We start from the raw sequence: 22,542 nt of genomic DNA on the forward strand, positions 1-22,542 counted from the left end.
AATCACTCGGAATCATCTTCTTGCCTGGTTTGAAGTATAGACCACGCACGAAGCCCGTCTCTTGTCTGTGCTACGATCTCAACATTTCCATCGCCGTTAATATCTTGAATGATGGGGTAGTTCATGCCGGTTGTAGGCAAATCGAGTAATCTGCGTGTAGAAAGTAAATCCCATGCGTACAGTCTGCCAAAGCTCGCAAGCGCAATTAAGTCCATTCGCTGATCACCATCGAGATCGGTAATTAACGGACCAAAACTATCTGATGAAGGCTGTCCCATGGTTTGGGTAGCTATCAGTTTTCCGGCTTGATCATAGATGAAGAGTGAGCCGTTACCTGCCTGGGTTAAAACAAAATCATCACGAACCAACTCATCATCAACACGGACCATCAGATTATAACTTTCAGGTGTAGAATTGAGTGAGGTATTGGAAACCTGAACCGATTGTACAAAGAGGGAATCTGATGAGTGAGTTACAGAAAGAGAGTCTGTAAAAAGAGAATCCATGCCTATTGCGTACAGGTTGCCATCGTAACCTGCCCCCATGATGTGGTCTTTAAACTTGGAGGGTGCCCCGTGAATTTGAGTGGGCAAGAATACAGGGAATCCACTTCGCCTTTGTCCATTAATAGCCCATGCATGAAGGGTGTTTTCTGAGTAGACAAACAGAGACCGTTGACCGTTAAACGTATCGATAAATGGTTTTTCTGATACTGTTGAATTTGTGCTTTGAGGCCATCCATTTATGGGTTGCCCGCGAGAATCTAAAATATGAATATTACGGTCGTTGGTTCCTACAATAAGTTCAGCTACACCATTTCTTGTAATATCTTCCACGGTTAACGGAGTTGTAATACTTTCGTTAAGCGTGATTGGAAAATTTGGCAAGGCTGTTCCGGAGTTATTCCAGGCATAAACCTTATTCCCGGCAGCTTGCAAAACCACATTTTGATTGTTGCCGTACCAGTCATATACCTGAGGTGGGCCAACGGGCGAATCATTTCCGGTAGATACTTCCATAACCGTAGTTCCATCTGCAGCCAAGGCAAAAACATTGCCCCGGTTTGTTGAAAATACGATTTCGTCTCTTCCACTTCCCGTTATATCAGCCAAAACGGATTTTCCGGTAATTTCTGCACCATCCAGCGGGTAAATCCAGCGTTCGCGGTAGGGCTGATCAATTGATTCTCTTTCGAATGAGTGCATGGCTACACTGAGTTCATCTGAGGATGGTGAAAGCTCAGTTGTAATCACCAGTTGATCCAGCGGAGACAATAGAGTACTTAAGTAGTTCTGTGGGTAAAGCCACGGTTGTACAAATGTACCAAACCGGGATGAGTTCATATAAAAAATGGAGCTCAGATCTGAGGGCAATTCCTCTTTGATATTCATAAAATCATCGTCGTAATACATTACTCTCCGTCGGTTTGCATCACCACCAATACTTTCTGCTAATCCTTTTCTGCTTGCCAGGGCTACAACATCATTATATACGGTGATGTAGAAATCAATCATTGGATTCAGATCACTGCCAAAAAGTTTTGCCAGCCATCGGCTTTGGATGGAGTAGGTGTTTCCGTCTCTCAGAATTAAATCCTCCTGAGCTAATTCGTTGAGCTCTTCACGAATGGTGCCTGCACTCTTGATTTTCCTCAGAAATACATATTCACTGGCGCTTTCAGCACCTGATTCGGCAAATGATGCAAATCCAAATTCATCATCCAGTTCAGATGCGATATTTCGCCAAACAGATAAATTACTTTCAATATGCTGATCCGTATCGGTTTGCGGCTCTAAATTTTCGGCCGGTACGGAGCGCGGCTGCAGGCGATGTATTGAGAAGGCCGCTGAATTCATAGGAATATATCGATCTAAAGTAAACTCGGACGGAGCCTGACTGATGCTTCTTAAAAGTTCTGATCGATCCTCTTTCAAGCTCATTTTTCCGGACATTCGCCAAGCCGGATTTTCGTCATCAAGTTCATCAAACAGAAACGTTACCGGGCTTCCGCCTTTCAGCACTTGCTGTAGATTTGGCCGATACATTACCTGTGCTACCTGTTCTACCCAATTATCCAAGCTTTCTGTATTGACTATGAATGAACCCGGTTCTGCCTCATTTGAAGTGAGCTGGATGGAGGGTTGCTCACCTGACAGAGTTCGGATCATGTTTTCAATTCCAAGACTCGATTCTGAAAAGATGAAGTAATCTCCAATTTCAAAAGCAAACAGTACACGATCGGAGAGAAAAAGTTTTTCAATTGTGAATCCCTTAAAACGGTATCTGTTTTGTTCAAACCGTTTCTGATGGCTTTCTGTAAGTGTGCCGAATAGGTCTGGGAGAGATTGAGTGATCCAGATGGGCTGCCAGTCATTTGCTGAATCGGTATAGAAAAGTACAGCATCAACGGTAACCCCGGCTTCAGCATCTTCTTCAATTCTGTTAATTAACTGAATTGCGGATGGAGTCATATCATCCAGCATAGGGATGTAAGAAACTCCAAGGAGTTTGGAGATGGGTGTACTCTGCTCCGGTACTAAAATGAATGGAGTATCAGCAGATACCAAATCGGACCAATGATCTGCCGATCTGTTTGAACATCCGGTAATTAAAAAGTAGAGTAATGTGAGGACGAGTAACCGCGAAAATATTGTCTGATTATTCACTGCCGGGTCTGGGATAATATGTTTGTTCAGGATTGGTTAATACCATAGCTTATTACCCATTCGTTCGAATTGTTCCAAATGGGCAGGCTGTAAAGGTATAAACTTTTCGTGTAATGAGCTTTTTAAATCCTCTGTTTCTAATAGCGTTGGTAGCCGCAGCTATTCCGCTGTTGATTTATCTGTTGAACGTAAGGAAACCGAAAAAAGTCCTTTTCTCAACTCTTGCCTTTTTTGACAGTTTAAAGCAATCTGCGCTAAAACGGCTGAAATTAAAAAGATTACTGCTGCTCGCCGTTAGAATACTGGCTGTTCTGATGCTGGTTCTTGCGGCTGCCCGACCTCAGCTTCCCGGAGGATTTGGAACAGCCGGAGATGAAGCGCCAAAAGCGATCGCTATTTTGTTGGATAACAGTCCCTCGATGGAGCAGATAGACCAGAATGGCCCCTATTTTGATCAGGCTAAGCAGGTTGCAGAAGAGCTGATTTCAATGTCCGACTCAGATGATCAAATTTTACTGAATGTCACAAACGGCGAAATACTCTCCCTTCCATTTCAATCTGCATCCGCTGTTCTGACGAGACTACCGGATCTGTCGAATGAAAATAAAGGTAACTTTATTCAGGATCGATTGCGCGACGCAATTCAGCGTTTGGAGCAGGCACCGGAACCCAATAAATGGATTTACATCATCACCGATGGACAGGAATCGCAATTACAGCCCATTGCAGAAACTGAATTTGAAAATTTTGAAGATATGAGAATTCAGTTCATCACACTTGGAAATGCAGAACCATCCAATACAGGAATTGAAAATGTTGAGCTGGAGTCGTCATCCACAGAATTATCACTGAGGAGCCAAGTTAGAAACTATGGTACAGATGAAGCACAAAATCAATTTCTCAGCTTTATCGTGGATGGAGAATTAGTTAGTCAGCAGGCCATTCAGATCTCTCCGGGTGAATCGCAGGAATTCATTTTTCCTCTGACTGAAACCAATAGTTCCAATATATCGGCTGAGTTATTGATTGAGGGGGATGAATTAACGTTTGATAACAGATTTTTTGCTGCTATTGAGTTACCGGAACAGCGTGATATTGCAGTCATTTCCGACCAGAGGAATCGCTCCGGTTTTGATTCATATCTGGTACCCGTTCTTGAGGTGATGGCCGAAAATGAAGATAGATTTTCGGTCTCGTTTTTCAACTTTTCTGAATTGGAAACAGAAGAATTGAATAATTACGACGCCATAATTTTAGACGGGCTCCGTTCAGTTCCTGATTACTTGTCGCAAACCGTGCTGGATGTTGTTCAACGTGGAGGGGGAGCTCTTTTGATGCCGGCCGCCGATGGAGACATAAATAGTTACAACCGGTTACTTGGGTTTGGGAGTGCAGGAATGTATACGGAAGTTGAAGGATCATATGGTTCATTTGAGGTCATCGACCGAATGGCAGAACCGGAGGAAGGACATCCGATTATTGACACCATTTTTGAAATCGATGAGGGCGAACAAGTTCGATTGAATGTTCCTGAGATATTTTACTCCTACCGGATTGAACTGGGCAGCGGACGAGATGTATTCCCCGTTTTATCAACCAGAGCAGGCAGTCCTTTGCTGGTGGAGAATCGGGTTGGTAATGGAAAGATTATCTTTTCGGCGATAGGAAGTGACCCGGGTTGGTCAAATTTTCCGGTTAAGCCATTTTTTGCTCCACTGTTTTTTAGAACAGTGGAATATTTAACCAGGGGTGAAGGAGCTAAACTGAATTCCTTTAGTTTGGGGAGTTCATTTGAAACTGTAGTAACTCAGTCGATCGACAGAGCAGAAATTGAAAAAGAGGGTGAAACAGTGGTTCCGGATGTTCGCCAACGATTTGAAGGGACACAGATTTCGTATCTGGGCAGAGAGTGGAGTCCCGGTTTTGGAACGGTAGAATTAAATGATCAGGAACTGCTATTTTCAATGAATCAAAATGCAATGGAATCAGTATTAAATTCGTTAAATAGTGCAGAAGTTGAGGCAAGGATGAAACCCGTCTTTGAAAATGTGCAGGCAGTTCATGCGAATGAAGACATGGAATCATTTTTAACTGAATTGAAGTCGGCTTCTTTTGGCAAAGAAATTTGGTTTTGGTTTATCATAACTGCGATTATATTATTAATAACTGAATCGGTGATCTCTCGTTTCTATAAAATTGAAGCTATTTAAACAAAAATGAACATCTCTACCGACATATATAGCCTGTTTGTATTGTTGCTTGCTCTCTTTACTATTGGAGCAACACTATTGGCAGCCTACTCCATTTCTAATGCGTGGAGATTACGAAACATCAGACTTAGCTGGAAATGCGGGAAATTTTTTGGATACCCGTTGTTTTCAACACTTTTCTTAACTTTCAGTGTCTTGGTTGGCGTTTATGTTGCGTATGCCGGTTTGGATCAATACAAAATCATATTGGGAAGTTACAGCTGGATGGGAATGAGTTGGTTTTTGGCCAGCTATTTTTCAACAAAGGTATACGTAACCGACCATGGAATTGTAAAAAATGTGAACGATCCGTCACAAACCATCGCCTGGCATCAAATACGGGATTACGTTGAGAAGCCAACAGAAAAAGGATCGGATTATATTTTTATTTATGATGGCAGAGGAGATTTTGAATCAAGATATAAACGATTTGTACGACTCGAACTATTAGTTCCGGACGAAAAATGCTCAAAATTTGATAAGCTTGTCACTTTGAAGATCGGAAAAACCATGTCTCCTGTTCCTGGAGCTTCATTTGATATCAAAGCGTTCGATTGAATACCCATTAAAACCCAGAGATAAATTTGTTAGAAGATATTCGTAAACCGTCACTCAGTAAAGAGAGGGCCATTTTAGTAGGAATTTATGGTGCAGATACCCCCAGGTGGCTTGCTGAGGAGTACCTTGAAGAACTTGAACTGCTGGCTGATACTGCCGGTGCAGATACCGTCGAAAAAGTATTACAAAACAGACCTCATCCCGACCCGACTACATTTGTAGGTACCGGTAAACTTCGTGAACTGAAATCCCTTGTCTCAGAAAAAAGTGCGGATGTTCTCATTTTTGATGATGACTTGAGCCCCACACAGATCAGGAACATAGAAAAGACGGTAGATAATAAGGTTTTGGACCGCAGCGGTTTGATATTGGATATTTTTGCATCCCGGGCAAAAACTGCAGCTGCAAAAACTCAAGTTGAGTTAGCTCAGCTTCAATACTTACTTCCACGATTGACCCGTTTCTGGACTCACTTGTCGCGTCAGAAAGGTGGTATCGGTACAAAAGGTCCCGGTGAAACACAGATTGAAACAGATAGAAGGTTAATTGGCAAGAGGATTTCGACCCTTAAAGAGAAATTGGAAAAGCTGGATCGCCAGAGAACAACTCAACGTAAAAACCGGGAAGGAATCGCACGGGTGTCTTTAGTTGGTTATACCAACGCCGGTAAATCGACATTGATGAATGCACTAACCGATACAAATGTACTCGCAGAGGATCGTCTTTTTGCGACATTGGATTCAACGGTGCGCCGCCTGGAGTTGGAAGATCATGAAATTTTACTATCTGATACGGTAGGATTTATCAGGAAGTTGCCGCATAATTTGATAGAAAGCTTTAAATCCACACTGGATGAAGTGAGGGATGCAGATATATTGCTTCATGTTGTGGATTCGTCAAGTAAGCTTCTGGAAGACTACATTGACGTGGTAAATGATACACTGAAGGAGTTAGAGATTGAAGGGAAAAAGATGGTTTTGGTGTTGAATAAAATTGATCGTCTGGAACCTGAAAAACTAATGGGTCTAAAAAAAGAGTATCCTGGAGCGGTCTTTGTCTCAGCGGCCAGAGGTATTGGGCTAAATAAACTGAAACAAAGAATAAAATTGTTGATAGAAGAAGACTATGTGGAATTTGCATACGACGTGCCAATGTCGCATTATAAAGCGGTAGCTTATTTGCATGAAGTTGCTGTGATTGACCGCGAACATTTTGAAGGAAATCGCGTAACAATAGAAGGCACTGTTTCAAAGGCAGAACGTGACCGCTTTGAAAGCATCCTGGCTGAAATTCAACCGGTTAAATCCCAATAACGTGATAGCGAAAGAACTCTTAAATACCGAATTCGTGCCACTTGCGCCTGACAGTAAACTGTCTGCTGCATTAGCTAAAATGGATGCGTGGCAAACAACCCGTATCCCGGTCAAAGATCCTGTTACCGGAAAATTAGCCGGCATGATTTCTTTCGAAGATATCGCCGACAAAGCGGATGAATCAGCCGAGATCAGTTCAGTTGAATTTCACAATTCTATCTATGTTTATTCCGATCAGCATCTTTTTGAAGTTGCACGTAAAATGCTGGAATTTGAAGTCAGATTGCTACCGGTTGTGGATGGAAGCGGTGTTTATTTAGGGATTATCGAGAAAAAGGATGTGTTGGAAGCCTTTTCCCGGATGTTGAACATTACAACTACCGGCTCTGTAATTACTGTAGAGGTTACCAAGGAGGATTTTACAATTTCTGAATTAGTTCATCTGATAGAAGTGGAAGGGGCTAAAATTCTTGGATTAACCGTTGATCAGCCAAGAGTTGAAGACCAAATGATTCGGATATCTATAAAAATCAGTCATATTGATACTTCCGCAGTGGTTTCGTCGCTGCAGCGTCACGGATATCATACTACAACTGAAAACCGAAATGATCTTTTTCAGACAGATATTTCTTCCCGTGCAGATGAGCTGTTAAGGTATTTGGATGTATAGTTTGTAAAATCATCATATTTTGATGATTTGATTTAGTGCTGATTGGTATATTTCACCCCTTGCAAAGAATCTATTATTCAAAATCTTCATGAGTCGAACTTTTCATCGTTACCTACTAACTACTCTGATTTTTGTTGTACCGTCACTTCTGTTTGGCCAGCAACATCAGGAATCTTATCAAAAAGATTTTCAGGAAGCTCTAAACTTATTTGATAAGGGCTTATATGAAGCTTCAATCCCACTATTTGAGACTGCCAAAACAAGTGCAGAAAATTCTGTAACACGGGAAACTGCCTCTTTCCTGCATGCTCGTGCATATATAAAAATTGATTCATCCGGTGTAGAGCGCCATGTTGATCAATTTGTACAAACCTACCCCATGAGTACACGTTCTGCTGTACTATTAAAAGAACTTGGACATTTACATAAAGAAAACGGTGACTTGGAGGAGGCAATATCGAATCTTGATGCTGCACTGAGCTATCCACAGTCGGGCAGTGATAAAGCCGAGCTCTACTACATTTTGGGTGAAACTTCTGCTCAGAATGGCGACTTCGAATTGGCACGCAATTATTTTTTAACACTATCTGATGAGCATCGCCGAAGTGATTGGGCACCAAAGGCCCTGTATGCAAGAGGCCGATTGTTCCTTGAAGAGGAGAAGTTTGATGAATCAGCTGATGCATTTGAGCTTCTAAGAGAGCGCTATCCTTTTGATGCGATGACAAGAAGAATTGGTACAGCACTGGGTGAGTCGTATTACCAGCAGCGAAATTTTGAAGAGGCAATCCGCGCGTTTGAAGACGCTCTTCCGCATTTGGATCACGAAAATCGTCAAAAAGCAGTTTACCTTACGGCAGAGAGCTATAATGCCCTGAACCAGTATGAGGATGCAACAAGATTTTACCGTCAGTATATCAATGCGGCTGAAGAGGATGATGATTTAAGAATTGCCCATTATGGATTGGGTTGGGTATATCATAAGCAGGAAATCTATCACTGGGCAGCCCGATCATTCGGCGAGGCTGCAACAGGAGATGACGAACTTGCGAGAAAAGCTCTTTACTATAAAGGAGCGAATGAAAAAATGGCCGGAAGATCAGATCAGGCGATTTCATCGTTTCGTGATTTCGGGGATCGTTTTCAGTCGGGAGCATTCATTGAGCAGGCCTACTTCGAGTGGGCAGTTTTGGCATTTGAAGTTGGTTTTTATGGAGAAGCCATTGAGGCTCTGAGACCCCTGGCGCAGCGTGCTGAAGAACTTGAAAATCCCGGTGAGGTAATTACTTTTTTAGGAGAAGTCTATTTTGCAAATGGAGAGTATACACGTGCGCTCGAAACTTTTGAAATTGCTGAGGATATCTCCGATTTAGATCCTGCAGTGAAGCGTCAGGCTCGTTTTCAAAGAGCATGGGTGCAATACAGTAATCAGGCCTATGAACAATCTCAACCGGAATTTGAGCGAGTTCATAACGAATCACCTGAGTCAACACTAGGGAAAGAAGCACTATTCTGGAGTGCAGATGCTCATTATCAGATCCGGAATTATGGCCCTGCAGCTTCGCAGTATGCGCAGTTTATTGAGCGTTATCCGGATCATGAACTGGTAGGAGCTGCAAAATATGCTCTTGGCTGGTCGTACTTTATGATGGGTGATTTTGAAAATGCAACGGCTCCATTAATCGATTTTCTGGAGAACTATGATCCTCCCTCAATAGCCCTTTTTCCTTTCGATACCGATACTCAATTGAGAATTGGGGATGCTTTCTATGCGCAGGGTGAATATCAAGATGCACTCAGATATTACAATATGGCAATTGGTGCAGAACCCGGAGGAGACTATGCGATGTTTCAGGTAGCAAACAGCTACTATCGCATGAATCAAAATTTTGAAGCCGTCTCACAGTTTCGGCGAGTATTAAGAATTTATCCATTCTCATCTCTGCGAGAGCAGGCTCAGTACAACGTGGCTTATATATATCTCAATACAGGAAATTATGATCAGGCAATCGAGGAGTTTCAAGCCGTGATCAATCGCTATCCCGAAACAGAGTGGGCCGCACGAGCTCAGTACAACATTGGTGACTCGTACTACAATGCCGGAAATTATGATCAGGCGATCGAAGCTTACAATCAGGTTTTAGAGGATTATCCACGCAGTAACTATATCATCGAAGCCATTAACGGTATCCAGTTTGCGCAGTTGTCAGCCGGTGAAGAGGATTCATCCACGGAAGTTCTGGAGGAGTTTCTCGCGGATAATCCAACCTCATCCACTGCTGATAGATTACGATTCAGACAGGCCGAAAATATGATGCAGTCGGGTGACTATGAAGCTGCCGTAGATGAATTTCGACAATATCTTAGAATTACCAATAACCAAGAGTTGGTTCCGGATGCATACATCAATATGGCTGATGCATATGTTAGAACCGATAACACGGAAGCGGCTATAGAAGCATTACAAACATTGGTAAATGATTTTCCTGATTCTGACCAAACGGCAAGTGCGCTTGCAGAGTTAGGTCGGTTACACTACGATGAAGGAAATTACCGGGAATCTTACGAAAGCTATGAGCAGCTTATTGAAGCTGATGCACGATATCGACAGGAAGGAATTTTAGGTATGGGCAACGCGAATATCGCAATGGGTAATGTTAATGAGGCCAGGCAAAATTTTGAGGAAGTTCTCTCCATCGATGAAAACAGTGATGCTGCCCGGGTTGGTTTGGGTAAAGTTTTATTAGAAGATGACCGGGTAGAAGAAGCCCGAAGGTTCTTTTCATTGGTTGCTGAAAATAATACCACAGATATTGGAGCCGAAGCTCAATATTTATTGGGAGAGTCCTATCTTAGCTCCGGAGACAGCGAATCTGCTCGTGAAGCATTTTCCCGGGTGCAGGTGCTGTTTGAAACTTATGATGTTTGGGTAGCTGAAGCGCAGTACAAGATAGCAGAAATTCATATAAGAGAAGGCCGCCGTGGAGACGCCATGTCACTGCTGGAATCTATTGTAGAACAATATCCGGGAACCTCCGGCGCCGAAAAAGCAGAAGCACTTCTCAATAGAAATTAATTATGATTCAAAAAACTAAACCTGCAGAAAAGTTGGCAGGGACGTTGGTGATGCCACCCGATAAGTCAATTTCGCACAGGGCGGCTCTATTTGCGGCAATCAGTGATGAAAATAGTATAATTGAAAACTACTCTTCGGCTGCGGATCCCCAAAGCACATTGTCCTGCTTAAGGCAATTGGGCGTTTCCATTCAAAAAAAAGGGAATCGCGTTGAAATTGAAGGTGTAGGTCGGGATGGTTTTCGACCACCTGAATCACCTCTGGATTGTGGAAATTCCGGTACAACGATGCGTCTTCTCTCCGGAATTATGGCGGGTGCCGGAATAAAATGTAAGCTGATTGGTGATGAATCACTCTCGTCGCGAACCATGAAGCGGATCATAGATCCATTACGGCAAATGGGTTGCGATATATCGGGAAGGGATGAGGAGTTTGCACCTATTAGAATTGAACCTCACAACGGATTAAATCCATTACGCTATCCTTTGCCAATTGCCAGTGCGCAGTTAAAGTCATCCGTACTACTTGCCGGACTTTTTGGTGATGAACCCACTGAAGTGATTGAAACTGTACCCAGCAGGGATCATACAGAACGGCTATTGGGTTTAAAATCAGAACCATTTGGAACCGGAAAAATCATACGAAGCAGCAGAAGTGATGTTTTGCCTGCTCAAAATTATGAAGTACCGGGTGATTTTTCTGCTGCAGCATTTTGGCTGGTTGCCGGATCTATAAACAGCGGCGCTGAACTGGATCTTGTTAAAGTTGGAATGAATCCATCCCGAACGGGTATATATCATATTCTTGAAGAGATGGGAGCCCAATTTACTCAATCAAACTCTGCAATTGCCGGCAAAGAACCGGTTTCTGATATTTCCGTTAAATCGGCACAGTTGAATCCCATTGAACTGGATCCCAAGTTGATTCCAAACTGCATTGATGAGCTACCGGTTTTGATGGTTGCCATGTGTTTTGCCGACGGACGATCTGTGATTACAGGTGCTGAGGAACTGAGGCATAAGGAGACAGACCGGCTCTCTGCGATGGCAGAAATATTAGCATCCGCCGGGGCCGAAATAGAGCTTCAGAAGGACGGGATGATTATTCATGGTAATCCCGATTTTACTCCAAAGCCGGCAAGATTTAAATCATATCACGACCACAGGATGGCTATGGCGGCAGCTGTTCTATCCACTCGGTCATCAGGTTCATGCGAAGTGGAAGATGCGGAGTGCACATCAATTTCCTATCCACAATTCTGGACACATTTACACGAGCTTACCCAATCGTAGTTGTCAATTTGACAACGGTAAATAATTCCGCATATCTCTATGTCAATACGTCAGTGATCAACCAAGTGAACTAATGTTGGCATTGAGGTTGCTCATAGTAGAGTAAAATCGAAAAATATTATGAGCAACTTCAGTATCGACTTGGAAAAACAACTATCAAAACTCGGCAGAGATATTCAGCAACTGGTAGAACGTGCTGTGCCTGCACAAGGCCCGGCAAGTTTTCATCCACGATGTGATGTAGTAGAGAGTGATCAAAACTATTCGGTTGTGATGGATTTACCCGGAATGAAGAAGGAGCAGGTCTCCATCACATTAAAGAATGGTGTAATTACCGTAAGTGGCGATAGAGAATTATTTCTTGAAGACGGTGAAGAGTTGGTGAAGAGTGAACGCAAACAAGGCTCCTTCTCGAGAGCTTTTGCTCTTCCTGAGCATTCTGATACATCATCGGTTAATGCAGTATTCAATGATGGAGTGCTCAAAGTAACAGTATCGAAAAAAGTTTCGGAAGAGGATGGCGACAGCCAGTCGATTCCAATTAATTAAACAGTTTATCAGAATAAAAAGTAAAACAAGGATAATATTATGGGTAAGATCATAGGTATAGATTTAGGTACAACAAACTCCTGCGTTTCCGTAATGGAAGGCGGCGAGCCCGTTGTAATTCAAAACTCGGAGGGAGGAAGAACGACCCCTTCTGTAGTTGCATTTTCAAAAGATGGAGAGCGCTTAGTGGGTGCGCCTGCTAAACGTCAGGCTATTACAAATCCAGACAAAACAGTTTCTTCTATCAAGCGCTTCATGGGACGTATGTTCGGCGAGGTAAAAGATGAAATTGACCAGGTTTCATACAAGGTTGTAAAAGGTGATGATGGAACCGCCAGAGTGGAAATTGATGACCGTAAATACGCTCCGCAGGAAATTTCAGCAATGGTTCTGCAAAAAATGAAGCAGACGGCTGAAGAGTATCTGGGCGAAGAAGTGAAAGAAGCGGTTATTACCGTTCCTGCTTACTTCAACGATGCACAGAGAAAAGCAACACAGGAAGCCGGTAAAATTGCGGGACTGGATGTAAAACGAATTATCAATGAGCCAACAGCTGCATCGCTGGCATATGGTCTCGATAAGAAAGATCAAGATCAGACGATTATTGTCTATGACCTTGGTGGTGGTACATTTGACGTTTCTGTTCTGGATCTGGGAGACGGCGTATTTGAAGTGAAATCTACCAGCGGTGATACTCACCTGGGTGGTGATGACTTTGACCAGCGTGTGATTAACTTCCTGGCCGATGAGTTTAAAAAAGACGAAGGCATCGATCTGAGAAAAGATCCGATGGCAATGCAGCGCTTAAAGGATGCTGCTGAAAAAGCAAAAATTGAGCTTTCAAGTTCACAAAAAACAAATGTGAATCTTCCGTTTATAACTGCAACCGATTCCGGACCGAAGCATTTAAACATCGATTTAACACGCTCAAAATTTGAGCAACTGGTTGATGATTTGGTTAAGAAAACAATTACACCGTGTGAAAAAGCACTGAAAGATGCCGGAATTACCAAGAATGAAATCGATCAGGTTATTCTGGTTGGTGGTTCAACACGTATTCCGAAGATTCAGGAAGTTGTGAAGGAATTCTTCGGAAAAGATCCTAGCAAAGGTGTGAACCCGGATGAAGTTGTTGCCGTTGGTGCTGCAATTCAGGGTGGAGTTCTAACCGGAGATGTTGACGATGTTGTCCTTCTTGATGTAACTCCGCTTACACTGGGTATTGAAACTCTCGGTGGCGTGATGACCAAGCTGATTGAAGCAAACACGACAATCCCAACCAGCAAGAAAGAGACATTTTCCACCGCTGCAGATAATCAAAGCAGTGTTGAAATTCACATTTTGCAGGGCGAACGTGCCAAAGCTCAGGATAACCGAACACTTGGCCGATTTCACCTGGATGGAATACCGCCGGCACCGCGCGGAGTGCCTCAAATTGAGGTTACGTTCGACCTGGATGCCAACGGTGTTCTGAATGTAAGTGCTAAAGATAAAGGCACAGGTAAAGAGCAGAGTATCCGAATTGAATCATCTTCCGGTCTGAGTGAAGAGGAGATCGATAAAATGAAGAATGCTGCAGAAGAGCACGCGGATGAGGATAAGAAAATCCGTGAGAGAATTGAAACGCTCAACAAAGCAGACTCTCTGATCTTCTCAACCCGCAAGCAGCTGGATGAGCATAAAGACAAGATCTCGGATGATAATAAAACCAAGATCGAAGATGCTCTTACTAAGCTTGAAGAGCTCCACAAAGAAGAGAAAGTGGACGAGATCGAACCTGCTATCGAAGAACTGAATCAGGTTTGGGCTGCAGCTTCGCAAGAGATTTATCAAGCGGCTGAAGCTGAACAACAAGCCGAAGGAGCTGCACAGGATGGCGCAGCCGGAGCTGAGGAATCAGCCGAAGGTGATGATGCTGTAGATGCAGACTTCGAAGTTGTAGACGAAGATGAGGATGACAAGAAGTAAGTCGGACTCAACTTGAAGTCAAATTTCAGAAGCCCTTCTCCATTTGGATGAAGGGCTTCTTTTTTATCGGGTATACGTGAAATAGCTTTATATTGTGCACCGATAAAATGAAGAATTTTCAAAGACGCCAAAGTTAAGATTGTCATGAAAGTATTGGGAATAGAATCGTCCTGTGATGAAACGGCCGCATCTGTATGGGCAGATGGTGAAATTTTATCAAATGTGATTGCTTCGCAGGCGGTGCACGAACAGTTTGGGGGAGTTGTTCCTGAGCTGGCATCGCGGGCTCACCACAAAACAATTTGGAAAACGACAAGTCAGGCGTTGGAAGAATCCGGTGTGAAAATCGAAGAAATTGATGCAATTGCGGTAGCTCAAGGTCCCGGTTTGATGGGGTCTCTGTTGGTTGGGTTGAGTTTTGCGAAAGGATTGGCACTCACATATAAAAAACCTCTCATTGGAATCAACCACATCGATGCTCATCTGTACGCCAATTTCATTGAGCATGAAGAGACCTACCCTTTTGTCGGTTTGATTGTATCCGGCGGACATACCCGATTGGTTTATGTTGATAAAGCTTTCAATCATGAGCTATTGGGAGATACACGGGACGATGCGGCCGGGGAAGCGTTTGATAAAATAGGAAAGCTCCTTGGTCTGCCTTATCCCGCAGGACCGGAGGTGGATAAATTAGCTAAAGAGGGAGACCCAAAATTTCATGACTTTCCGCGATCGATGATCAACAAAGGGTTGGATTTTAGCTTCTCCGGACTGAAAACCAGTGTCCTTTACTACACGCAGGAGAAAGGAGATGAATTTGTACAAAATCATCTGAATGACATTTGTGCCAGCGTTTCTGCAGCTATAACAGATGTGTTGGTAGCAAAGCTGAAACGAGCCGTAAAAAAGAAAAAAGTGAAACATGTGATGCTGGCAGGCGGGGTATCTGCAAATTCTATGTTAAGAAAAAAAATGTCTCAATTTGCTGAAGATCAAAATTTGAATTTAATGATCCCCGCTCTTCAATATTGCACAGATAATGCAGCGATGATTGCCGTAACCGGAGCGTTGAAAGCAAGAGTTGGTGATTTTGATGACTTGAGCCTGAAACCCTTTGCGCGAGTGAGTTAAAAGCGATTTCATTCAAATCTAAGTCTTAAAATCCATATCTTGGAACGAAATAAAATTGATCAAAATAACTGACTAACCTATGCATAATGTTGTATTGATTCCGGGAGACGGAATTGGGAAAGAGATTACGAAATCGGTAACAAAAATTTTAGATACAGCCGGCGCAAAAATCAATTGGATTGAGTGTAAAGCAGGAGAAGGAGCAAATGATGAATTGGGGACTCCACTACCGGAAGAGACAATTGCGGCTGTTAAAGAGCATCGAATTGCCTTAAAAGGTCCTTTGACAACACCGGTTGGGGCAGGTTTTAGATCGATCAATGTGGCTCTTCGGCAACAATTTAATTTGTATAGCAACATTCGTCCGGCGAGGTCGCTCCCAAATATTGACAGCCCTTTCCAAGGTGTGGATTTGGTTCTTTTCAGAGAAAACACTCAGGGGCTTTACATTGGAAAAGAACATTGGGTGGATAAAGAGGAAACACATGCTGAAAGTATTGCTGTGGTAACACGCGAGGCGAGTGAAAAAATTATTACGGCTGCTTTTGAATATGCCAAGAAGCGTGGAAGGAAAAAAATAACGCTGGTACACAAAGCAAACATTCTGAAACTGACGACCGGACTTTTCCTGGAAATCGGTAAAGAGATTGCCCAAAACTATCCGGAAATTGAGTTTGAAGATCTGATTGTGGATAATATGGCAATGCAGATGGTTATGCGTCCTCAACAGTTTGACGTGATTGTGACTACAAACCTCTTTGGCGACATACTATCGGATCTGGCTTCAGGTCTGGTAGGCGGACTTGGTGTTACCGGTGCAGCGAATATTGGTGATGATGCAGCGATGTTTGAAGCAGTTCACGGTTCAGCACCGGATATTGCCGGAAAAGGACTTGCGAATCCAACAGCACTACTGTTTTCAGCACTTATGATGCTGGAGTATTTAGGGGAGGACAGGCTGGCTGAAAAAATCAGATCGGCTATCTATACCGTACTCCAGGAACATAAAAAAGAGTGTACACAGGATATTGGCGGAGAAGGAAATACAGAAAGTTATACAGAAGCGATCTGTAAGCTTTTAAGGGATTAATTCTCTCTTTTTTTGATACGTAATTACAATACAAAAGGCCGTGTGAATTTCATACGGCCTTTTCTGTTTTTAATTGGTCAGTTCAATAAATCTTACCTGTTTTTTGTCCGTATCGAACAGAGCAATCAATGGGTCTTGATCAAAACCGTTTACGCTTCCCGGGTTGATTGTAATGGTATCACCGGCTGCCCCAACTTTTGCCTCGTGAGTATGTCCCGAGATAACCACATCATATTTTCCACACGATTCTAGACTTTCGGTGATTTCGGAATAAGTGCCGTGGTAAACAGCAATTTTCAACTTCTCTACTTGAAAACTGAAAAAATCACCATGGAGAACAGCTCCTATCTCTTCAAATTTTTTCATCAACAGAAATTTATCTCCATCATTATTGCCAAAGATTCCGTGTAGAGGTAGACCTTCGAAAAGTGGAATTGTAAAAGGGCTGCAGTAGTCACCTGCATGAATCACTTTGCCAACGTTGAATTTTTTAAATTTTTGAACGGCTTTTTTTATGTTTTCTACGTGGTCGTGGGTATCTGAACAGATGCCAATTAGCATAAAGTGTGTCTTTTTTATAATATTTCTATTAAGCAAACATAAAACAGGGAAATAATAAAGCCAAAATACTTACCGTAGTTTACCCTGTAGAAATAATTCGCCTGACTTAAGCTTTTGATCAGGATTTCTTACCTTTATCAATCGAAAAATATCTACTTGAATTAATAAAAGATCAGTTTATGTCAGTCAGTAAAGAAGATGTGTACTATGTTGCAAACCTAGCGCGCTTACAATTAAATGATAGCGAAGCTGAAGGCTTGCAAAAAGATATGAATAATATACTGGGCTACATTGAAACCCTGAATGAGCTCGATACATCAGATGTTGAGCCGTTGGAGCATGTGACTGAAGTAATCTCAACAGAGTTTAGAAAGGACGAAGCGAAAGAACCGTTAAGCCACGAAGACGCCCTGAAGAATGCTCCTGATGCTGATTCTGACTATTTCCGTGTTCCCCGTGTGATTGAATAATCTTTTAGAAGATCAGATTTTTAGTCCAAATTTCAATTCTATCCTAATAAATGGCTTCCAAAAAGAGTAAAAACAGAGAAAAAAAAGTTCAAAAACCTGACTTTTGGGAGTCGTTATCAGATCGAAAGAAACATCTATACTGCTTAGGGTTTCTTTTTATTCTACCGGTAGTTCTTTTTTATTCCACCGTTATTGGCGGGCAGCAGTATATGGGAAACGATGTTATACAATGGAGAGCAGGTGCTGAATCACTGATAGAACATCAAGAGCAGTATGATGAACCGGCACACTGGGCAACCAATATGTTCTCCGGAATGCCGGCTACTACCATTTCTCATCCGCCTCAAATCAGTAATCTGGATAACACACTTCTAAAATTTCTGCAGTTTATCTATCCCGCCGCAGAGATGTGGATTTTATTGGGTGGCGCCTATCTTATGTTTATTCTTTTGGGTGTAAGACCACTGTCAGCAGTTTTTGGAGCAATTATTATTGGGTTGACCACCTATTTACCGATCATCATAGGTGCCGGTCATAACGCAAAGTTTCTGGCGTACATTTACATACCCTGGCTTTATAATGGATATTTTCTTTTAACGAGGTCTAAAGTGAATCCATGGCTGGCAATGTTTCTGTTTGCCTGGGCATTGACTCTTCATCTGCGCGCCTATCATCCTCAGGTAACTTATTTCTTTCTGTTTCCACTTGGCACTCTCTTCATTTATGATTTGGTAAAAGCCATCCAATCAAAAGAATTTAAACCATTTGCCATTCACACGGGATGGTTAGTCGGGGCGGCAGTCGTCGCAGTTCTCATTTCTATTCAGCTCTATTGGAGTACTTTAGAGTACTCATCATTTAGCATGAGAGGTGGATCAGAACTTGCCGGAAATGAGGGACTTGCAAGAGATTATGCATTTGCCTGGTCGCAGGGCTGGGGTGAACTGCTGACATTAATCATTCCTGGAGCTTATGGTGGTTCGGAGCTTTATTGGGGCCCAAAGTCTTTTACGAGTGGTCCACACTATTTTGGAGCCCTCTCACTCTTATTTTTAGTTGTTGGAATATTAAAGTCCACACACAAATTAAAATGGGTATTTTTAGGGCCGGGTATTGCTACACTGCTTTTTTCTTTGGGGGAGAACTTCGGTGCACTCAATAACGTAATGTTCGCATATTTTCCCCTATTCGATAAATTTCGAGTGCCGGAAATGTGGTTGATGATCTCTGTTTTTTGTTTTTCCGTTCCGGCCGTTTTTGGATTAGACTGGATGCTTGATAAGATCAGAGAAAAGAAAAATTCAACTCAATGGAAGAAACCTTTATACATCGCCTCAGGTGTTGGTTTAATTGCAGTTTTGATTGGGTTTCAGTTTTTATCCTTCGAAAAACCGGGTGAACGACAGAATATTGCAGAACAGATAGCAAGTCAGAATGAAGTACCTGTTGACGATCCCAGAGTTTCACAGGCAGTTGACAGGTACCTACAGAATGAGATGATACCCCAGCGTGAAGAGCTTGCACGAGGGGATACACTTCGATTCGCCCTTTTCTTTTTTGCGGGAGTGGGAATTCTGTTTGCTGTGGGAATGCAAAAGCTCTCACTATCTGTTGGGGGTATGCTGTTTTGCGTATTGCTGGCTGCTGATTTTATACGAGTGGATCAGCGATATATGAGTGAAGGTTCATTGGTTAGCCAGGATCTGGATCGAGAACAGGTTTTGGACAGAATGGAGCGAGAAATTGATCGAGTGTTAAAGGATGGGGTTGTCAATGATGAAGGTTGGAAATACAGGGTTTTACCGATGCTGGATAATCCGTTTAATAATGCAACACCAGCCTATTTTTATCCGTCGCTGGGTGGTTATTCCGGAGCCAAACTCGGATACTATCAGGACCTGATCGATGAGGCACTTTTTTCAGGCGTGAATGGTGTCAATAAGGGCGTTTTAAATATGCTGAATGTGAAATATCTATCTGCGCAGGGTGCATTTAATATCCCCGGGTTTGAGCCCGTATATCAGGGGGGAGATGGAGTTGTCATGGAAAACCAGGATGTACTGCCGAAAGCGTGGTTTGTTGATCGGGTAGAAAGATCAGAAGGTCAAACGGATGTGCTGAATCAAATATCTGAAGATTTTAATCCATCTGACGTAGCTTTTACGGTTGAAAATATTGGTGACTATCCTTCAGATGCGGATAGGTCTGTTTCTGTATCAACATACAATGCAAATGAAATTGAATTGCAAATCAGTGCAGAGGAGAGTGGGTTTTTAGTTCTCAGTGAAATCTGGTATCCCAAAGGCTGGGTAACAACATTAAACAGAGAGCCGATTGACATGATTCGTACAAATTATGTGCTTCGAGGTTTCGAAATCCCATCCGGCGAACACACTTTGACCATGAAAATGGAACCTGTCTGGTACGAAACGGGGAAATGGTTATCCCGAATTGGTACTGTGATGTTGTTCTTGATTTTGGCCATTGGTCTCATCCAATTTAAAAAAGAAAAAGGTGGCGAAATATCCCGTCAGGATTAAAACATATTGTGCGAAGTGTCACCAGGAAAATTTTTTGGGGCGGTTTTCACAAAATCCTTTCAGACCGTCAGTACGCCAAAATCAGATATTGGTTTGATGTAGGAAGACCACTCGATCTGCGCAAGCCTTCCGCATTGACAGAGAAAATCCAGTATTTAAAGCTAAATAGTCGAAACCCTTCCCGAAAAATAGCCGCAAATCGATTAAAGGTTAGAGACTATGTGGGAGAGAAAGTAGGTGAAGAGTATTTAATCCCGTTGTTGCTGCAAACGGATGAGCTGAATATTTCCGATTGGGAATCCCTTCCCGGCAGATTTGTTCTTAAAGGGAATCACGGCTGCGGAATGGTTAAACTGATTTTTGATAAATCATCTGTGGAATTTGAGGAGATAAAGAAGCTGACTCAGAGTTGGCTCAATTTCGACTATGCAAAATTTGGGAGAGAATGGGTATATAAAGATGTACCTCGAAAAATTGTTGTTGAAGAATTACTCACCAGCAGTGAGGATGAGATTCCCGAAGACTATAAATTTTTCTGCTTTCACGGTCGGGTTGAGATGATACAGGTTGATATGGGCAGATTTAAAAACCAAAGAAGAAATTTATATAACCGTGATTTTCAATTGTTCGATGTAAAATGCCTCTATCCAAATTCAGAAAAGAAGATCACAAAACCACAGAATTTAGATGAGATGATAGATGTGGCTGAACGTCTTGCTTCAGAATTTGACTTCATCAGAGTCGATTTGTATTCCGTGAATGGCAAAATTTATTTCGGCGAACTGACCAATTTTCCCGGAAATGGATTTATAGCCTATCAACCGGATAGTTTTGACTTTGAGCTAGGTAAAAAGTTGAAATTGTAAATTAAATCATATTTTTATTTGGTAATAAAATTTAAAAGAATATTTTGTTACGTGTAACGTAACATAGTGCCAATGATTAAATCTTTTGCAGATAAAGAGACTGAAAAGATCTACCATCGTAATTATTCAAAGAATTTTCCTGAAGAGATTCAGCAATGAGCATATCGAAAACTGTTGCAAATTGATCTGATGACTGAGCTCAAAGAGCTGCAATCGCCGCCGGGGAATCGACTCGAAAAACTTAAGGGTGATCGGGATGGGCAGCATAGTATTCGAATTAACCAGCAATGGAGGATTTGTTTTAAATGGCAAGAAGGGGATGCGTTTGACGTTGAAATTGTAGACTATCATTAACTAAATATATATGGAAAAGTTAAAACCTGTACACCCCGGAGAAATGTTGAAGGAGGAGTTTTTAGATCCGATAAATATTTCTCAAAGAGAATTTGCACGTATTATTAAAGTACCTGCCAACAGAGTGAATCAAATAGTAAATGGAAAACGAGCCATTACAGGAGATACAGCTATACGATTCGGATTGGCATTGAATACCTCACCGGAATTCTGGCTTCGTCTTCAAGACCGCTTTGAACTGGAAAAAACGTATGATGAAATTGGTGATTCTCTAAAAAAGGAGATACAACCTATTGTATGAAAATTGTTTTTTAGTTGGTGCAAACAGTATAGATCTCTTTTAGAGAAAAAGCTTCCGGGTTATCTCTTTCACCAATAGATGGCGTGGGGTTGCTTTAAAGAGTTCAAGCCACCCGGTATGTTCCCCTTTAGTGACCCGGATCCGGTAATTTTGATACTTAATCTGCTCCGCATTCATCTTTTCCTTATGCTTTTGAAAGCAGGCGATATACCCATCTATTTGATTTTCGGACGTTGTGATGCTTTCCCGGTCTTCGCTCATATTGACAACCTGCAGAGTATGAGATGCTGTCTTGATCGGGCCGAAATCATGTGCCAGCCGAATCCATAAATCATAGTCCTGAGCCGATTGAAGTGATTCATCATACCCGCCGATTTTTTGCAGATACTCTTTCTTAGTTAAAACCTGATTCCCCACCTGATTGTAAAAAAGAAGATCATGAAGTGTGATAACCGGCTTCTTTTTCCATACAATCTCTTTTTCTCCAAAATCCATTCGGTCATTTGATGTAACAGCTGAATACTTATCATCAAAATCTTCCATTAATAACTCGATGCGTCTGGGCCTCCAAAAATCATCATCATCAAGCCCGGCAATATATTGGCCTTCTGCATGATTGATCGCGATGTTTCGGCTGGCGGATGCCCCCTTTGAGGTGCTATTCCGAATTACTTTCAAATTCTTATGTTGATCAGAAAGGGCTTCCAGCAATTGTGGTGTTTCATCGCCGGAAGCATCATCTACAACAACAATTTCCATATTTTCCCATGTTTGATCCAGAACGGATTGAATGGCGCGTTCCAGAAGTTCTGCACGATTGTGCGTAGGGATAATTGCTGAAACAAGGGATTTGGAATGATTTTCTGAGCTCAATTTTCTTCTGCTTCC

At 42.3% G+C, this 22,542-nt stretch carries 17 protein-coding genes and 1 pseudogene; 15 read left to right on the forward strand and 3 right to left on the reverse strand.

Annotated elements, in window-relative coordinates:
- Window positions 1–2: 2 nt before the first annotated feature.
- Window positions 3–2,666, reverse strand: a complete 2,664-nt coding sequence (locus tag CWD77_RS09695) for an FG-GAP repeat domain-containing protein (protein WP_133120210.1) — start codon at window positions 2,664–2,666, stop codon at window positions 3–5.
- A gap of 113 nt (window positions 2,667–2,779) precedes the next feature.
- Between CWD77_RS09695 and CWD77_RS09700 the strand changes: the two genes are divergently transcribed.
- From CWD77_RS09700 to CWD77_RS09745, 10 genes are all read left to right on the forward strand, one after another.
- A complete protein-coding gene (locus tag CWD77_RS09700) occupies window positions 2,780–4,876 on the forward strand; it encodes a BatA domain-containing protein (protein WP_101073362.1) in 2,097 nt (698 codons plus the stop codon).
- Window positions 4,877–4,882: 6 nt separating this feature from the next.
- Window positions 4,883–5,473 carry a hypothetical protein gene (locus CWD77_RS09705; protein ID WP_101073363.1) on the forward strand — a complete coding sequence of 197 codons (591 nt, stop codon included), beginning with the start codon at window positions 4,883–4,885 and terminating at the stop codon, window positions 5,471–5,473.
- A 26-nt stretch (window positions 5,474–5,499) separates the two neighbouring features.
- On the forward strand, window positions 5,500–6,786 hold the full coding sequence (gene hflX / locus CWD77_RS09710) for a GTPase HflX (protein ID WP_101073364.1): 1,287 nt from the start codon (window positions 5,500–5,502) through the stop codon (window positions 6,784–6,786).
- Window positions 6,743–7,456: a CBS domain-containing protein gene (locus CWD77_RS09715; protein ID WP_133120211.1), complete on the forward strand. Its 714-nt coding sequence runs from the start codon at window positions 6,743–6,745 to the stop codon at window positions 7,454–7,456. The genes hflX and CWD77_RS09715 overlap by 44 nt, the downstream gene beginning before the upstream one ends.
- An 88-nt stretch (window positions 7,457–7,544) precedes the next feature.
- A complete protein-coding gene (locus CWD77_RS09720) occupies window positions 7,545–10,532 on the forward strand; it encodes a tetratricopeptide repeat protein (protein WP_101073366.1) in 2,988 nt (995 codons plus the stop codon).
- A 2-nt stretch (window positions 10,533–10,534) separates the two neighbouring features.
- Window positions 10,535–11,824, forward strand: coding sequence for a 3-phosphoshikimate 1-carboxyvinyltransferase (gene aroA, locus CWD77_RS09725; RefSeq protein WP_101073367.1), 1,290 nt, complete (start codon window positions 10,535–10,537; stop codon window positions 11,822–11,824).
- Window positions 11,825–11,944: 120 nt separating this feature from the next.
- Window positions 11,945–12,373, forward strand: coding sequence for an Hsp20/alpha crystallin family protein (locus CWD77_RS09730; RefSeq protein WP_101073368.1), 429 nt, complete (start codon window positions 11,945–11,947; stop codon window positions 12,371–12,373).
- 39 nt (window positions 12,374–12,412) lie between these two features.
- Entirely contained in the window at window positions 12,413–14,341 is a 1,929-nt protein-coding gene (gene dnaK / locus CWD77_RS09735) for a molecular chaperone DnaK (protein ID WP_101073369.1), read from the forward strand.
- Window positions 14,342–14,485: 144 nt separating this feature from the next.
- Window positions 14,486–15,472, forward strand: coding sequence for a tRNA (adenosine(37)-N6)-threonylcarbamoyltransferase complex transferase subunit TsaD (tsaD, locus tag CWD77_RS09740; protein WP_101073370.1), 987 nt, complete (start codon window positions 14,486–14,488; stop codon window positions 15,470–15,472).
- Between the two features lie 79 nt (window positions 15,473–15,551).
- A complete protein-coding gene (locus CWD77_RS09745) occupies window positions 15,552–16,562 on the forward strand; it encodes an isocitrate/isopropylmalate dehydrogenase family protein (protein WP_101073371.1) in 1,011 nt (336 codons plus the stop codon).
- 69 nt (window positions 16,563–16,631) lie between these two features.
- Here the strand turns inward: CWD77_RS09745 and CWD77_RS09750 are convergent, their stop codons facing one another.
- A complete protein-coding gene (locus CWD77_RS09750; RefSeq protein WP_101073372.1) occupies window positions 16,632–17,123 on the reverse strand; it encodes a metallophosphoesterase in 492 nt (163 codons plus the stop codon).
- 179 nt (window positions 17,124–17,302) lie between these two features.
- Between CWD77_RS09750 and gatC the strand changes: the two genes are divergently transcribed.
- From gatC to CWD77_RS09775, 5 genes and pseudogenes are all read left to right on the forward strand, one after another.
- Complete coding sequence (gene gatC / locus CWD77_RS09755) at window positions 17,303–17,593, forward strand: Asp-tRNA(Asn)/Glu-tRNA(Gln) amidotransferase subunit GatC (RefSeq protein ID WP_101073373.1); 291 nt, start codon at window positions 17,303–17,305, stop codon at window positions 17,591–17,593.
- 50 nt (window positions 17,594–17,643) lie between these two features.
- Window positions 17,644–20,133: a hypothetical protein gene (locus CWD77_RS09760; RefSeq protein WP_101073374.1), complete on the forward strand. Its 2,490-nt coding sequence runs from the start codon at window positions 17,644–17,646 to the stop codon at window positions 20,131–20,133.
- A gap of 8 nt (window positions 20,134–20,141) precedes the next feature.
- Window positions 20,142–20,999: an ATP-grasp fold amidoligase family protein gene (locus CWD77_RS09765; RefSeq protein WP_165779125.1), complete on the forward strand. Its 858-nt coding sequence runs from the start codon at window positions 20,142–20,144 to the stop codon at window positions 20,997–20,999.
- Window positions 21,000–21,071: 72 nt separating this feature from the next.
- A pseudogene (locus CWD77_RS15795) lies at window positions 21,072–21,353 on the forward strand (type II toxin-antitoxin system RelE/ParE family toxin).
- Between the two features lie 10 nt (window positions 21,354–21,363).
- The gene (locus CWD77_RS09775; protein ID WP_101073376.1) at window positions 21,364–21,654 is read left to right on the forward strand and encodes a HigA family addiction module antitoxin; all 291 of its coding nucleotides are present in this window, start codon (window positions 21,364–21,366) and stop codon (window positions 21,652–21,654) included.
- Window positions 21,655–21,693: 39 nt separating this feature from the next.
- Here the strand turns inward: CWD77_RS09775 and CWD77_RS09780 are convergent, their stop codons facing one another.
- Window positions 21,694–22,527: a glycosyltransferase family 2 protein gene (locus CWD77_RS09780; RefSeq protein ID WP_101073377.1), complete on the reverse strand. Its 834-nt coding sequence runs from the start codon at window positions 22,525–22,527 to the stop codon at window positions 21,694–21,696.
- Window positions 22,528–22,542 lie beyond the last annotated feature (15 nt).

This window comes from Rhodohalobacter barkolensis (assembly GCF_002834295.1).
GTDB lineage: Bacteria > Bacteroidota > Rhodothermia > Balneolales > Balneolaceae > Rhodohalobacter > Rhodohalobacter barkolensis.